The organism is Saccharothrix longispora, assembly GCF_030852425.1.
GTDB lineage: Bacteria > Actinomycetota > Actinomycetes > Mycobacteriales > Pseudonocardiaceae > Actinosynnema > Actinosynnema longispora.
Map to the genome: position 1 here is coordinate 111,976 of NZ_NSDM01000008.1, position 14,390 is coordinate 126,365.

At 73.0% G+C, this 14,390-nt stretch carries 14 protein-coding genes; 7 read left to right on the forward strand and 7 right to left on the reverse strand.

Annotated features, from left to right (window positions below; all coding sequences use genetic code 11):
* Nucleotides 1–100: 100 nt before the first annotated feature.
* Together CKY47_RS19665 and CKY47_RS19670 are read right to left on the reverse strand one after the other, a co-directional pair.
* Nucleotides 101–286: a DUF397 domain-containing protein gene (locus CKY47_RS19665; protein WP_306747349.1), complete on the reverse strand. Its 186-nt coding sequence runs from the start codon at nt 284–286 to the stop codon at nt 101–103.
* A 3-nt stretch (nt 287–289) separates the two neighbouring features.
* Complete coding sequence (locus CKY47_RS19670) at nt 290–1,156, reverse strand: helix-turn-helix domain-containing protein (protein ID WP_306747350.1); 867 nt, start codon at nt 1,154–1,156, stop codon at nt 290–292.
* 76 nt (nt 1,157–1,232) lie between these two features.
* Here CKY47_RS19670 and CKY47_RS19675 point away from each other — a divergent pair, with 76 nt between their 5' ends.
* The 3 genes from CKY47_RS19675 to CKY47_RS19685 all read left to right on the forward strand — a co-directional run bounded on the left by CKY47_RS19675 (nt 1,233) and on the right by CKY47_RS19685 (nt 4,951).
* Nucleotides 1,233–1,463, forward strand: coding sequence for a hypothetical protein (locus CKY47_RS19675; protein ID WP_306747351.1), 231 nt, complete (start codon nt 1,233–1,235; stop codon nt 1,461–1,463).
* Between the two features lie 154 nt (nt 1,464–1,617).
* A complete protein-coding gene (gene glgP, locus CKY47_RS19680) occupies nt 1,618–4,191 on the forward strand; it encodes an alpha-glucan family phosphorylase (protein ID WP_306747352.1) in 2,574 nt (857 codons plus the stop codon).
* A 184-nt stretch (nt 4,192–4,375) separates the two neighbouring features.
* Complete coding sequence (locus CKY47_RS19685; RefSeq protein ID WP_306747353.1) at nt 4,376–4,951, forward strand: hypothetical protein; 576 nt, start codon at nt 4,376–4,378, stop codon at nt 4,949–4,951.
* Between the two features lie 22 nt (nt 4,952–4,973).
* Here the strand turns inward: CKY47_RS19685 and CKY47_RS19690 are convergent, their stop codons facing one another.
* From CKY47_RS19690 to glgX, 4 genes are all read right to left on the reverse strand, one after another.
* On the reverse strand, nt 4,974–6,086 hold the full coding sequence (locus CKY47_RS19690; RefSeq protein ID WP_306747354.1) for a hypothetical protein: 1,113 nt from the start codon (nt 6,084–6,086) through the stop codon (nt 4,974–4,976).
* 81 nt (nt 6,087–6,167) lie between these two features.
* Nucleotides 6,168–6,554 carry a rhodanese-like domain-containing protein gene (locus CKY47_RS19695; protein ID WP_306747355.1) on the reverse strand — a complete coding sequence of 129 codons (387 nt, stop codon included), beginning with the start codon at nt 6,552–6,554 and terminating at the stop codon, nt 6,168–6,170.
* A complete protein-coding gene (locus CKY47_RS19700; RefSeq protein WP_306747356.1) occupies nt 6,551–7,129 on the reverse strand; it encodes a cysteine dioxygenase in 579 nt (192 codons plus the stop codon). Before CKY47_RS19700 ends, CKY47_RS19695 begins: the two co-directional genes overlap by 4 nt.
* 264 nt (nt 7,130–7,393) lie before the next feature.
* Nucleotides 7,394–9,502: a glycogen debranching protein GlgX gene (glgX, locus tag CKY47_RS19705; protein WP_306747357.1), complete on the reverse strand. Its 2,109-nt coding sequence runs from the start codon at nt 9,500–9,502 to the stop codon at nt 7,394–7,396.
* Between the two features lie 175 nt (nt 9,503–9,677).
* On the opposite strand from glgX, the gene CKY47_RS19710 reads away from it, so the two are divergent.
* The 4 genes from CKY47_RS19710 to CKY47_RS19725 all read left to right on the forward strand — a co-directional run bounded on the left by CKY47_RS19710 (nt 9,678) and on the right by CKY47_RS19725 (nt 13,479).
* Nucleotides 9,678–10,448 carry an ABC transporter ATP-binding protein gene (locus CKY47_RS19710; protein ID WP_306747633.1) on the forward strand — a complete coding sequence of 257 codons (771 nt, stop codon included), beginning with the start codon at nt 9,678–9,680 and terminating at the stop codon, nt 10,446–10,448.
* A 74-nt stretch (nt 10,449–10,522) separates the two neighbouring features.
* Nucleotides 10,523–11,302, forward strand: coding sequence for an enoyl-CoA hydratase/isomerase family protein (locus CKY47_RS19715; RefSeq protein ID WP_306747358.1), 780 nt, complete (start codon nt 10,523–10,525; stop codon nt 11,300–11,302).
* Nucleotides 11,292–12,281 (forward strand): class I SAM-dependent methyltransferase, encoded by a 990-nt coding sequence (locus CKY47_RS19720; protein ID WP_306747359.1) that lies wholly within the window; start codon nt 11,292–11,294, stop codon nt 12,279–12,281. Before CKY47_RS19715 ends, CKY47_RS19720 begins: the two co-directional genes overlap by 11 nt.
* A 13-nt stretch (nt 12,282–12,294) precedes the next feature.
* Complete coding sequence (locus CKY47_RS19725) at nt 12,295–13,479, forward strand: THUMP-like domain-containing protein (RefSeq protein ID WP_306747360.1); 1,185 nt, start codon at nt 12,295–12,297, stop codon at nt 13,477–13,479.
* Here CKY47_RS19725 and CKY47_RS19730 read toward each other — a convergent pair.
* The gene (locus tag CKY47_RS19730; RefSeq protein ID WP_306747361.1) at nt 13,420–14,367 is read right to left on the reverse strand and encodes a nucleoside hydrolase; all 948 of its coding nucleotides are present in this window, start codon (nt 14,365–14,367) and stop codon (nt 13,420–13,422) included. The genes CKY47_RS19725 and CKY47_RS19730 overlap by 60 nt on opposite strands.
* Between the last annotated feature and the right edge of the window lie 23 nt (nt 14,368–14,390).

The following is a 14,390-nucleotide window of genomic DNA, read 5'->3' on the forward strand; positions in this document are numbered from 1 at the left end:
CCTGGGGTCCCGCCCGGTTACCGCGCCGTCACCGTTCGGGCGACGGCGCGGGAACCTCCGGTGAACATGATCAATGACGCGGGGCGCGAACGCACGTCGGTCAGCTCCGACGCATCGACGCGACGAATACCGACCAGCCGGCGGCCGGGACGGTGAGGGTCGCGCGGGTGTTCTTGGAGTCGCGCACGCCGACCGCGCGCTCCGCACCGGCGAACCGGACCTCCACGCAGTTGTCGGAAGCGGGGGCGCTGTGGCTGCTCTTGAACCAGCCGGTGGGGACGGCCACGGGTCAACTCCTCTTCAGTGCTTCCTCCAGGACGTCCCTCGATTCTGCCGGGTCGAGCGCGGCGTCCAGCAGCCACTGGAAGGTCCGTTCCAGCGCCGCAGTGTCGTCCGGGTCGGACAGGTAGGGCGACGGACCGAACGCCACCGACATGAAGCCGACGGGCGGGGCCGGCTGGTCGAAGTGCAGCAGGGTGAAGCCGGCCGAGGGGGCCGGGTTGTCCCTCGTCCAGCTCGACAGCAGCCGGAGTTCGATCTCGCGGTCGGCGGTCAGCGCGAGCACGTGCTCGACCTGCCTTCGCATCACCCTATGGTCGCCGTACTGGCTGTTCAGCGCGTCATCGGTGACAACGAATACGAGCTTTTCGGGCAGCGTGCCTTCCAGCACCATGCGTTGTCTCTCCATCCGGAACGCGACCCGGTTGGCCCGCTCCTCGTAGGACGGCTCCCACCACAGCCCGTCCACGGCCCGCATGGCCGCCTCGGCGTACTCGGCGCACTGAAGCAGCCCGGGAAAGATGCCTCGTTCGTACGTCATGATGGTGGTTGCCTGCGCCTCCAGGGTCGCGAGACGTCGGTAGGAGTGCGGTAGTTGGTCTACGTAGGCGCGCGATCTGGGATGCCTTTTGCGTGCCTCGACCCCCATGTCGAGGATTCGGCCGCGCTCGGCCGGATCGGCTCCGAAGAAGTCGAGAAGCGCGGCGAGTTCTTCGGTGTTGAGGCTGGTCCGCCCACCTTCGAGCTTGTTGATCCGGCTCTGGTCACGACCGATCGCCCGCGCCGCCTCGACTTGGGAGCGTCCGGCGGCCAGGCGTAGTCGCCGCAGTTCGCCGCCCAGCAGGCGGCGGGGAATGGTGTGCAGGGTGCGACCCACAGGATCACTCCTTCAGGTAATTACGAGAGATGCCTAGGCACGTTATGTTCGAGACCTTGACAAAGGAGATCCGGGCATGTCGCGAGTAGCTGTCGGTGGTTGGGTGAAGGCGTACGACGGGGCCCGGGTGGTGCACGCGGTCGACGTCGAGGACGAGGCGGTCGAGTTCTCGTTCCAGGGTGACAACACCTTCCAGCTGGTCCTGACGGAGCGGGTGCTGGAGGAGTGCGCGGCGCTGTTCCCGCAAGCCCTGATCGATTATCGGGCCGCCGTGGCCGAGCGCGGGGTCACACGTTCGGGGGCTTGATCGTGCGGGTTCCGGCGACCCCTGTTAACGCTTGCGGCGCTTCTGCGAAATAACTTGCACGGAAGCGTTGTCGCAGGTCCGGCTGTATCGGTCCCTGCATCGGTTCGGGTGACCGTTGCTCGACACCGCTGGATGGGGGATAAGGTCCGACGCCATGCGAGCACTCCGCCGGTTCACCGTCCGAGCCAGCCTGCCCGAGCCGCTCGGGGCGCTGGGCACCCTCGCCACCAACCTGCGCTGGACGTGGCACCAGCCCACCCAGGACCTGTTCGCCTCCGTCGACCCGGAGCTGTGGGCGGAGCACGGCGACCCGCTCCGCCTGCTCTCCACCGTGTCACGCGAGCGCCTCGACGCGCTCGCCGGGGACGAGCAGTTCCTGGCCCACGTCCGCGCGCTCGCCGACGACCTGCACCGCTACACGACCGGCCCCCGCTGGTTCCAGCGCCGCCGGGACGAGGTCCGGCAGCGCCGCGAGCACGGCGACCACGAGACGGCCCCCCTGCCCGCGGCCGTCGCCTACTTCTCGATGGAGTTCGGCGTCACCGAAGCCCTGCCGAACTACTCCGGCGGCCTCGGCGTCCTCGCCGGCGACCACCTGAAGGCGGCGTCCGACCTGGGCGTCCCGCTGATCGCGGTCGGCCTGCTCTACCGGTCCGGCTACTTCCGCCAGGCGCTGAGCCTCGACGGCTGGCAGATCGAGCACTACCCGGTGCTCGACCCGCGCGGCCTGCCGCTGGAGCTGCTGACCGAGCCGTCCGGCGCGCCCATCCTCGTGCACGTCGCCATGCCCGGCGACCGCGTGCTGCGCGCGAAGGTCTGGAAGGCCCAGGTGGGCCGCATCCCGCTGCTCCTGCTCGACTCCGACGTGGAGGAGAACGACGAGGACCTGCGGGGCGTCACCGACCGCCTCTACGGCGGCGACCAGGACCACCGCATCCGCCAGGAGATCCTGGCGGGCGTCGGCGGCGTGCGGGCCGTGCGCACGTACTGCGACCTGACCGGTCACCCGAGCCCCGAGGTCTTCCACACCAACGAGGGACACGCCGGGTTCCTCGGCCTGGAGCGCATCCGCGAGCTGGTCACCGGTGAGGGCCTGGACTTCGACCAGGCGCTGGCCGCCGTGCGCGCGGGCACCGTGTTCACCACGCACACCCCCGTGCCGGCGGGCATCGACCGGTTCCCCGTCGACCTCGTCCAGCACTACTTCGGCTCCGGGACGCTGCTGCCGGGCGTGAACACGCAGCGCGTCCTCGCCCTCGGCGCGGAGGAGAACCCCGGCCTGTTCAACATGGCCCACATGGGACTGCGGCTCGCGCAGCGCGCCAACGGCGTGTCCAAGCTGCACGGCCGGGTCAGCCGCGACATGTTCCGCGGCCTGTGGCCGGGCTTCGACGCCACCGAGGTGCCCATCGGCTCGGTCACCAACGGCGTGCACGGCCCGACGTGGGCGGCGACCGAGATGAGCAGGCTGCTCGGCGACGGCGAGGACGACGGCGTCGGCCCGCGCGGGTTCGAGCCGGTCACCGACCAGCGGCTGTGGGAGCTGCGCAACGACCTGCGCGGCAAGCTCGTCGACGAGGTCCGCCGCCGCACCCGCGCGTCCTGGCTCCAGCGCGGCGCGTCCGCGCTCGAACTCGGCTGGACCGACTCCGTCTTCGACCCGGACGTGCTGACCGTCGGCTTCGCCCGCCGCGTGCCCACCTACAAGCGGCTCACGCTGATGCTGCGCGACCCGGAGCGGCTGCGCGCGATGCTGCTGCACCCCGAGCGCCCCGTGCAGCTGGTCGTCGCGGGCAAGTCGCACCCGGCCGACGACGGCGGCAAGGCGCTGATCCAGCAGATCGTGCGCTACGCCGACGACGCGGGCGTGCGCCACCGGATCGTGTTCCTGCCCGACTACGACATGTCCATGGCCCGGTACCTGTACTGGGGCTGCGACGTGTGGCTGAACAACCCGATGCGCCCGCTGGAGGCGTGCGGCACGTCCGGCATGAAGTCGGCGCTCAACGGCGGCCTCAACCTGTCGATCCGCGACGGCTGGTGGGACGAGCTGTACGACGGCAGCAACGGCTGGGCCATCCCGACCGCGGACGGCGTCACCGACCCGACCCGGCGCGACGACCTGGAGGCCGCCGCGCTCTACGACCTGCTCGGCAACCAGGTCGCGCCGCTGTTCTACGACCGCGGCGAGGACGGCGTGCCCGCGCGCTGGCTCTCGATGGTCCGGCACACGCTGGCCTCGCTCGGCCCGGCCGTGCAGGCGTCGCGCATGGTCCGCGAGTACGTGGAGAACCTGTACGCGCCCGCCGCCGCGTCGGCCGCGTCGGTCGTCGGCGAGGGCTACCGCGGCGCCAAGGAGCTGGCCGCCTACCGGCAGCGGCTGCGCGCGTCGTGGACGCGGGTGCGGGTGCTCGACTCGGACGTCTCGCTCAACGGGTCCGCCGCGCCGCTGCTCGGCGCGCCGGTCGGCGTGCGGGCCCGGGTCGAGCTGGCCGGGCTGGAGCCGTCCGAGGTGGACGTGCAGGTGGCGCTCGGCCGGGTCGGCGACTCGGACGAGCTGTACGACGTGGTCACGCACGGCATGGCCTACGCGGGCAACGGCAACTACGAGGCCGAGGTGCCGCTGCCGCACGCGGGCGCCGTCGGGTACACCGTGCGCGTGCTGCCGCGGCACGAACTGCTGGCGTCACCGGCTGAACTCGGACGTGTGGTGCTCGCGGGCTGGTGACCCGGTCGGATGACCGTCGGTGGTGACCGACGGTCATCCGGAGCGCATTTCTCCCAACACGTCAGAACCGCGTTCGACCTTCAGGTGAAATCGGTGTCTCCGCTGGTAGCGGGCAGTTCAGCGCCTTACGCTCGATTGCGTGGAACAGCCCGCCGAACGGGTCGCCGATCGTGCTGGAGGTCGAGTGGGAACGATCCGGAAATCGATCGCGTCCGGTATTTCCCTGATCGTCGCGGGGGTCGTCCTCGTCGTCCCCTCGGCGGTGGCGGAGGAACCCCCGGCGGCGTGCGGCGGGCTGGTGGGGCAGCTGTCGTCGACGCTGAAGGGGGTCGTCGACGGCGTCGTGGCCGAGCCGCCCGAGGGCAAGGCGGTGTCGGAGGCGCTCGGCGACTCGCTCGGGCTGCTGACCGCGATGCAGGGCGCGAAGTGCCTGCCGGTGCCGCCGGTGAGCGCGCCCGCCGCCGGGTCGCCGGCCGCAGAGCCGTTCCCGGGGCCGGAGCTGTGCCCGTCCCACGCGATGGCCTCGTTCGCCGGGGTCTACAGCGTGTTGAGCAAGGTCGTGCCCGGTGCCGTGCCGCCCGACCCGGGCAAGCTGAAGAACGAGGTCACCGGCGTGCTCAAGACGGTGAAGGACCTGCTGGCGAACTGCGGCCTGCCCGAACCCGAGGGCGGACTGCCGACCGTGCCCGCGCCGGGCTCGCCCTCACCCACCTCCACCACCACCCCCTCGCCCACGACGACGTCCGCGCGGCCCACCTGACCGGGGGTGGTGGCAACGGGTGTCAGCCGACGTTGAGCCGGGCGCTGGTCTCGGCCACGCGGGGCATCCAGCCGGCCAGCTCCACCGCCTCCACCAGGGTGCGGCGGGCCGCCGCGTTGTCGCCGGACGCCATCTGCGCGCGGGCGATCGTGGCCAGCGCGTCCGCCCGACCCAGGCCGCTCTCGCTGGTGTTCCCGGCCTGGGTGGCCAGGGCGATCGCCGCGGCGTGGTCGTCCTCCAGCAGCGCGAGCTGCGCCAGCGTGCCGGTGCAGCGGTAGCGCGGGTAGCCCAGCTGCATCGCGCCCTCCACGGCCCGGCGCGCGGCGGGCAGACCGATGTCGGCGGGCACTTGGCCGCCCTCCACGGCGTTGGCCGTGGCACTGGCCATCTCGGCCATCACGAACGCCATGTCGCGCGGCTCCAGGTCCGTGCGGCCGACCAGGGCGCTCACCGCGTGCAGCGCCTCGGCGTACCTGGTGCGCAGGGTCAGCACCGCGACCTTCGCGGACGTCGACAGCAGCAGCGTCGGGTACCGCCGCGCCATCTCCTCGGCCGCCACCTCGGCCCGGTCGAGGTCGCCGACCGCGAGCAGGTCCGACACCTCGTTGACCAGCGGCGTCGCCTCGAACTCCTCGGCGGTGCGCCCGGTCAGCCGGGGCAGCGAGAACAGGAACCAGCCGGGCGACGTCGTGCCCGCCCCGCGTCGCGGCCACAGCGCGTTGACCAGCACCGCCGTGCCGGCGATGGCGAACCCGTGCCAGAAGCCCCCTCCCGCCCGCGCTGCCGACCAGGCACCCGCCACGGCCGCCGCGCTCGACACGAGGGAGGTGAGCGCGGTCAGGAAGAGCCGCCTGCGCACGGGCGCCTTGACCGAGCTGAGCCCGACGGCGAACAGCAGCGGCACGGTCCGCCACACCACCCGCCGCCGCGGGCTGGTCCACGTGCGCACCTCACCGCCCACGCCGATGACGACCAGCGGCACCCGGACGCCGAACACCAGGGCGCCCACCAGCAGTCCCAACTGGAGCAGCGCGAGCACCGCCCACGTCCCCACCGCGGCCCCGCCGAAGCTCACCACGCCCGGCCGCCAGACCGCCAACACCACCAGGACCAGCCCGGTCAGCCATTTCCACACAGAGCAGGAGACGCTACCGCCCCACCCCGGGTTCCCACCGCGGGAGTCCGACGCCCAGGACCCTGGGCGTCGGACTCCCGGTCAGGTGACGGCTTCGGTGGGGCCCGGGCGGACGGGGAGGCCGGCGGCGGCGTAGGCGCGGAAGCCGCCCACGAGGTCCGTCGCCTTCGGCAGGCCCACGCGCTGGAGGTCCCGGGCGGCCAGGCTGGAGGAGTAGCCCTCGTTGCAGAACACGACCACGGTCGTGTCGGCGGTGAAGCCGGGGATGCGCCACTCGCCGGTCGGGTCGAGGCGCCACTCCAGCACGATCCGCTCCACCGGCACCGAACCGGGGATCTCGCCCTCGGCGGCCCGGTTCTCCCGCGGCCGGATGTCGACGACCAGCACGTCGTCGAGCTCGGCCAGCTCGTGCGGCTCCACGCGCGCCAGCGAACCGCGCGCCTCCTCCAACAACTGCTCGACGCTCACGGGCCCTCCTGGTCGGCCAACTCGCGCAGCTGCTCCAGCGGCAGCCTCCGCGCGGGCAGTGGCGGGATCTCGTCCGGGATGTCGAGCAGGCTCGGGTACTCCCGCGTCGGCACCAGCGGCGGCGAGTACGCGTGCACGCTCGCCGCCCCGATCATGCCCCGGTTCAGCACCCGGTGCGCGCGGCCCGCGCCGAACCCGAGGGCGCTGCCCACCGGACGGGTGGCGTCGCGCACCGGACCGCCGGGGTAGCGGTACTCCTCGGACAGCTCGCCGGTGAGCACGGTGAACGAGCCCGCCGCGCCACCGTGGTCGTGCGGCTCGGTGCCCTGGCCGGGCAGCCAGCTCAGCAGCCACAGCTCCACGCCCCCGGTCAGGCCCAGGCGCGCCCACCAGCGCCGCTCCCGGTCGTACCGGAGGATCTCCAGCAGCGGGGTGGTCAGCTCGTTCGCGACGGTGGAGGTCAGCTCGCGCAGCTCGCGCGGCGTCCACAGCTCGCGGTCGGGGTGGACGAGGTCGCGCAGCAGCGGCACGTCCAGCGCCGGGTGCAGGTCGGCGCGCGGGGTCGTCGTGGTCACGGGGTCGCTCCTGACGGCTACGGGTGCGGGTAGCGATCGGGACGCGACGCGGTTCCGGGGTGGCTCCCGGGCCTCCTACCGACCGCGCCGCGTCCGGCTACAGCCGCACGACGCCACCAGCAGGAGGTCGATCGTGCGGTCACGCCACGTGAGCAACGGCCGGTCCACGTCGGCATCCTGTCACGGCCCGCGGCACCCCGCCCGAGCGCTCTCACCAGGCAGGATTGCCTCGGTGTCCGAGCGATCCGGGTGACCCCGGCCGGGTCAGCCGGGCACGCGCAGCAACACCAGCGCCCGGCCGCCCAGCACCAGCGGCGCACCCGCCGCGAAGCTGCCCGGCGTGGCCGGCGAGCCGTCGGCCGTGGTCGTGTCGACCACGGGTTCGTAGCGACCGCCGTACTCCGGGCCCGGCAGGGTGACCTCCAACGGCTCGTCGCCGGCGTGCACGAGCAGCAGCCACGAGTCGTCGGACACCAGCTCCCCGTCGCGCGAGCGGGACAGCGACGTGGAGCCGTCGATCCACATGCCGAGGAACCGGCGGCCGTCGTCGAACCAGTCCGTCTCGGCCATCTCCTCGCCGTCCGGGCGGAACCACACCAGGTCCGGCGCGCCCGACGGGGTGGTGCGGCCGTCGAAGAACGCGGGCTGCCGGAGCGCGGGGCTGGTCGCGCGCAGCGCGATGACCCGCCGGGCGAACGCCAGCATCGACTCGGCCTCGGGCGACAGCTCCCAGTCCACCCAGGACGTCTCGTCGTCCAGGCAGTAGGCGTTGTTGTTGCCGAGCTGGGTGCGCCACAGCTCGTCGCCCGCGGTCAGCATCGGGGTGCCGGTGGACAGCAGCAGCGTGGCGAACAGGTTGCGGGCCTGCCGGGCGCGCAGCGCGAGCACCTCGGCGTCGTCGGTCTCGCCCTCGGCGCCGCAGTTCCACGACCGGTTGTCGTTGGTGCCGTCGCGGTTGTCCTCGCCGTTGGCCTCGTTGTGCTTGTCGTTGTACGACACGAGGTCGCGCAGCGTGAACCCGTCGTGCGCGGTGACGAAGTTGATCGACTGCCACGGCCGGCGCAGGTCGTCGGAGTACAGGTCGGACGACCCGGACAGCCGGTAGGCCAGGTCGCGCACGCTCGTCATGCCGCGCCAGTAGTCGCGCACCGTGTCGCGGTAGCGGCCGTTCCACTCGGCCCACTGCACGCCGAAGTCGCCGACCCGGTAGCCGTCGCCGGTGGCGTCCCACGGCTCGGCGATCAGCTTGCACCGCGACAGCACCGGGTCGGTGGTGATCGCGGTGAGCATCGCCGACGCCCGGTCGAAGCCCCGCCCGCCGGGTCGGCCCAGCGTGGACGCGAGGTCGAACCGGAACCCGTCCACGCCCAGCTCGGTCGTCCAGTACCGCAGCGAGTCGGTCACCAGGCGCACGAACTGCGGCGACCCGGCCTCGGTCGTGTTGCCGCAGCCGGTGATGTCGAGCGTGCCACCGCCCTCGATGTGCAGGTAGTAGCCGGGCGCGTCGAAGCCCCGGTAGGACAGCGTGGGCCCGTCCGGGCCGCCCTCGCAGGTGTGGTTGTAGACGACGTCGATCAGCACCTCGATGCCCGCCGAGTGCAGCGCGGACACCATCGTGCGGAACTCCTCGACCTCGCGGCCGGGCTCGCTGGCGTACCCGGGGTGCGGCGCGAACCACGCCAGCGGCGAGTAGCCCCAGTAGTTGCGCCGGCCGGCCTCGACCAGCGACGGCTCGTCGAGGAACGCCTGCACGGGCAGCAGTTCGACCGTCGTCACGCCCAGCCGCACCAGGTGCTCCACCACGGACGGGTGGGCCAGGCCCAGGTAGGTGCCGCGCAGGTGCTGGGGCACGCCGGGGTGCCGCTGGGTGAAGCCCTTCACGTGCAGCTCGTAGACCACCGCCTCCTCGAACGGCACCTCGGGCTTCACGCCCGTGTCCGGCCCGCCCGGCGAGGTGACGACGGACAGCGGCACGCTGCCCAGCGAGTCGACCGTCGACGGCCCGCCGTGCATCGGGTCGCCCACGTAGCCGAGGGCGGCGTCGAGGTCGGTCAGCGCGCCCGTGATCCTCGTCGCATACGGGTCCACGAGGATCTTCGCCGGGTTGCAGCGCAGGCCGCGCGACGGGTCGTACGGGCCGTGCACGCGGTAGCCGTAGCGCTGCCCAGGGGTGACGCCGGAGATCAACCCGTGCCACACGCCGAACGTGCGCTCGGTCAGCTCGACGCGCTCCTCGGTGCCGTCTTCGCTGATCAGGCACACCTCGACCGCCTCGGCGGGCGGTGCGGACACGGCGAAGCGCACACCCCCGGCCTCCGGGTGGGCGCCGAGGGGGAACGGTCGGCCGGCAAGCAGGATCGAGTCGGCTGGCATACCGCGATCCTTCCAGCAGCCACCGACGGAGTGGGGATGAGCGCGCGACGTGGCCGGAACGTCACATGAACCCGCACCCGCCGCACCGCTCGCGAGGGGGCTTGCAGAACAATGGCCGGGGTTGGTGTCGATCGGGGCGAGGACGAGCGTGGAAAACGAAGATCTGGTCATCCACATGCAGGGTGTTTCGGTTCGACGTGGCAAGACCACGCTGGTCGGCGACGTGGACTGGGGCGTGGAACTCGACGAGCGGTGGGTCGTGCTCGGCCCCAACGGCGCGGGCAAGACCACGCTGCTGCGCCTGGCCGGCGCCGAGCTGCACCCGACCAAGGGCAAGCTGCACCTGCTCGGCGAACGCATCGGCAAGACCGACGTGTTCGAGCTGCGCCCGCGCATCGGCCTCTGCTCGGCGGCCCTGGCGAACCGCATCCCCAACGAGGAGAAGGTCGTCGACCTGGTCGTCAGCGCCGGGTACGCGGTGCTGGGCCGGTGGCGCGAGGAGTACGACAAGCTCGACACGGGCCGCGCGAAGGAGCTGCTGGGCGCGCTCGGCATCGAGCACCTGGCCGACCGCGCGTTCGGCACGCTGTCCGAGGGCGAGCGCAAGCGCACCCTGATCGCCCGCGCGCTGATGACCGACCCGGAGATGCTGCTGCTCGACGAGCCGGCCGCCGGGCTGGACCTGGGCGGGCGCGAGGACCTGGTGGCGCGCCTCTCGGAGCTGGCGCTCGACCCGGACGCACCGGCGATGGTGCTGGTCACGCACCACGTGGAGGAGATCCCGCCGGGCTTCACGCACGCGCTGCTGCTGCGCGGGGGCGGCGTCGTGGCGCAGGGCCTGCTGGCGGACGTGCTGACCGAGGAGAACCTGACCAGGACCTTCGACCAGCCGCTGGAGCTCCAGCGCGCGGGCGACCGGTACTTCGCCCGCCGCAAGCAGGCGTGACGGCCGGGCGGGCAGCCCGACTACCCGGTAGTAACCTGCGAGGCGGCTATTGACGCACGGTCGAGGAGGACTGCGTGGCTGAGTTCGTGAGGCTCGAAGTCGAGGGCGGGATCGGCACCATCCGGCTGGACCGCCCGCCGATGAACGCGCTCAACAGGCAGGTCCAGGAGGAGATCCGGTCCGCCGCGCTGGAGGCGGCCGACCGCGCCGACGTGTTCTCCGTGATCGTCTACGGCGGCCCGAAGGTCTTCGCGGCCGGCGCGGACATCAAGGAGATGGCCGGGTTGTCCTACGCCGAGATGGCCGCCCGCGCGGGCTCGTTCACCTCGGCCCTGCGGGCGGTCGAGGAGATCCCCAAGCCGACCGTGGCGGCCGTCACCGGCTACGCGCTCGGCGGCGGCTTCGAGCTGGCGCTGTGCGCGGACCGCCGCATCGCGGGCGACAACGCCAAGGTCGGCCAGCCGGAGATCCTGCTCGGCGTCATCCCCGGCATGGGCGGCACGCAGCGCCTGCCGCGGCTGATCGGCCCGTCGAAGGCCAAGGACCTCGTCTACACCGGCCGGTTCGTGGGCGCCGAGGAGGCGTTGCGGATCGGCATGGTGGACGAGGTCGTCGCGCCCGACGACGTGTACGAGGCGGCCAGGCGGTGGGCCGGGCAGTTCGTCGGCGGCCCGGTGCGCGCCTACGCCGCCGCCAAGGCCGCCATCGACGGCGGCCTCGACACCGACCTCGGCAGCGGCCTGAAGCTGGAGAGCCAGCTGTTCGCGGCGATGTTCGCGACCGAGGACCAGAAGACCGGCATGGCGTCGTTCATCGAGAACGGCCCGGGGAAGGCGAAGTTCAGTGGCCGTTGATCGCGTGGACACCCCCGGGCCGGTGGACCCCGTCGACCCGAAACCGCACCCGCACGCCACCGCGGAGGAGGTCCAGGCCGCCTACGAGGACCCCAAGCTCGCCAACGTGCTGTACCACGACTGGGAAGCCGGCACGTACGACGAGAAGTGGTCGATCTCCTACGACGAGCGCTGCATCACCTACGCGACCGACCGGTTCCGCGCCGTCGCGGGCGACACCGGCCCGTACGCGCACGCGCTGGAGCTGGGCTGCGGCACCGGGTTCTTCCTGCTCAACCTCATGCAGGGCGACGTGGTCGAGAAGGGGTCCGTGACGGACCTGTCGCCGGGCATGGTCGAGGTGGCGCTGCGCAACGCCGAGCAGCTGGAACTACCGGTGGACGGCCGGGTCGCCGACGCCGAGCGCATCCCGTACGACGACGACACGTTCGACCTGGTCGTCGGCCACGCGGTGCTGCACCACATCCCGGACGTGCCCGCCGCCATGCGCGAGGTGCTGCGGGTGCTCAAGCCGGGCGGGCGGTTCGTGTTCGCCGGGGACCCCACGAACGTGGGCAACTTCTACGCCCGCAAGCTCGGGCAGCTCACCTGGTGGCTGACCACGAACGTGACGAAGCTGTCGCCGCTGAACGACTGGCGCCGGCCGCAGGAGGAGCTGGACGAGTCGTCGCGCGCGGCGGCGCTGGAAGCCGTCGTGGACCTCCACACGTTCGACCCGGGCGAGCTGGAGCGGACCGCGCGCGGCGCGGGCGCGGTGGACGTGAAGGCGGTGACCGAGGAGCTGTCGGCCGCGCTGTTCGGGTGGCCGGTGCGCACGTTCGAGGCCGCCGTGCCGCGCGAGAAGCTGGGCTTCGGCTGGGCGATGTTCGCCTACCGCACCTGGCAGCGCCTGTCCTGGGTGGACGAGAACGTGCTGTCGAAGGTCCTGCCGCGCGAGGTCTTCTACAACGTCTCCGTGACGGGCCGCAAGCCGGTCTAGCGGAGCCGCTCCAGTGGGGTACGAGTTCAGCCTCGACGACGTGGCGCACCTGCGTTCCGACGCCGGTCGCGCCGCGTTGTCGTCGCTGGCCGACCTGCCGCTGACCGACGCGTCGCGGCTGTCCGACGTGCGGGCGGCGCGGGCGGTCGCGCCCGAGCACTTCGCGGCCGTGCTGGAGACCCTGCTGCTGCGGCGCAGGGCGGTCGGCCGGGTGCCGTTCGCGGAGGACGGCCTGTTCACCGCCGACGCGCTCCAGCAGGCCACCGCGCACCCGGTCGCCGCGCACCGGGCCCGGCGGTTCACCGGGCCGGTGCACGACGTGACGTGCTCGGTCGGCGCGGACCTCGCCGCGCTGCCGCCGGGGTCGTTCGGCTCCGACCTCGACCCCGTGCGGCTGGCGATGGCCCGGCACAACGTGCCCGGCGCGGCCGTGGTGCGCGCCGACGCCCTGCGCCCCGTGTCGCGCGGGGTGCCCGTGCTGGCCGACCCGGCGCGGCGCGACTCGGCGGGCCGCCGCACGTGGCGCCCGGCCGACTTCCTGCCGCCCCTGGACGGGCTGGCCGCCGCGTACGGGGGGCGCGACCTGGCCGTGAAGTGCTCACCGGGCGTGGACTTCGCGGTCGCGCCGTGGGCCGACGAGGTCGAGCTGGTGTCGCTGGACGGCGCCGTCCGCGAGGCGTGCCTGTGGACGCGGGGCCTGGCCACGGCGGGCGTCGCGCGGCGGGCGACCGTCCTGTCGTCGTCCGGCGCGGAGTGGACGATCACCTCCGCCGACCCCGACGACTGCCCCGTCACCCCGCCCGCCGAGTGGCTGGTCGACCCGGACGGCGCCGTGGTGCGGGCGGGCCTGGTGCGCCACTACGCCGCCCGCCACGGCCTCGCCCAGCTCGACGAGCGCATCGCCTACCTGACCGGACCGACCCCGCCGCCGGGCGTGCGCGCGTTCCGCGTCCTGGAGCACGGGCACTACGGCGAGAAGTCGCTGAAGGCGCTCCTGCGCGCCCACGACGTCGGCCGGCTGGAGATCCTGGTCCGCGGGCTCGACGTGGACCCGAACGCGCTGCGCCGCCGGCTGAAGCTCAGCGGGTCGGTCGAGCGGACCGTCGTGCTGACCAGGATCGGCCGTGAGCCGGTGTGCCTACTCGCCGTCGCCGAGCGCACCCAGCCGCTCGAACAGGAAGTCGCGCACGGCCGGTAGGTCCGCGCCCGTCGTGACGTCCACGCGCCGCCCGGCGGGTGCGTCCAGGCGGCGGTCCGCGACGACCGCGCCGCGGCTCGGGCCGAACGCGCACTCGACGTCCACCGGGTAGGCGGCGGTGGTGAGCAGGCCCGGCCGGATCGCCTCCGCGACCGCGACGGCGTCGTGCACGGCCATGCCGTCGATGCCCAGGAAGCGGCGGTAGGTGGCCAGGTAGTCGGGGGTGAGGCCGACCAGCTTCGCGGCCCGCGCCGAGGTCCGCGCGAGGTCGCCCAGCCACTCGCCGCTCACCGCGCAGCGGCTGGTCAGGTCCATCGTGACCAGCGTCGTGGGCACGTCCTCGTCGGCCAGCACGCGGCGGGCCGCCTCCGGGTCGCACCACAGGTTGAACTCGGCGGACGCGGTGATGTTGCCGCCCTCCAGGCCGCCGCCCATGATCACCAGGCGGGCGATCTTCGGCTTCACGTGCGGGTGCGCGGCCAGCAGCAGGGCGATGTTCGTCAGCGGGCCGACGGGCACGACCGTCACCGGCCGGTCGGCGGCCTCCAGCAGCTCGCGCAGCAGCGTGACGGCGTCGCGCGCGTCGACAGGGGCGGTCGGTTCGGGCAGCGTGTGGCGGAAACCCGACAGGCCGTCGGAGCCGTGCGCGCTGGACAGGCGCGGCTGCGGGTGCACGAGGGGACGCGCCGCGCCCACCGCGACCGGCACGTCCTCGCGGCCGAGGAGGGCGCGCAGGCGCAGGGCGTTCTCCGTGGTGTCGGGCAGGGCGACGTTGCCGAACACCGTGGTCACGCCGAGCAGTTCGACCTCCGGGCTGGCGACCGCGAGGGCCAGGGCGAAGGCGTCGTCCACGCCCGGGTCGGTGTCGATGATGAGGGGTGTCGTCACGTGCCCCATCCTGGTGGTGCGCC

What these genes read in the sequence shown, in the direction of transcription:
- glgP (WP_306747352.1), top strand. Translation starts at nt 1,618, where the DNA reads ATGCGAGCACTCCGCCGGTTCACCGTCCGAGCCAGCCTGCCCGAGCCG.
- CKY47_RS19675 (WP_306747351.1), top strand. Translation starts at nt 1,233, where the DNA reads ATGTCGCGAGTAGCTGTCGGTGGTTGGGTGAAGGCGTACGACGGGGCC.
- glgX (WP_306747357.1), bottom strand. Translation starts at nt 9,502, where the DNA reads ATGCCAGCCGACTCGATCCTGCTTGCCGGCCGACCGTTCCCCCTCGGC.
- CKY47_RS19710 (WP_306747633.1), top strand. Translation starts at nt 9,678, where the DNA reads ATGCAGGGTGTTTCGGTTCGACGTGGCAAGACCACGCTGGTCGGCGAC.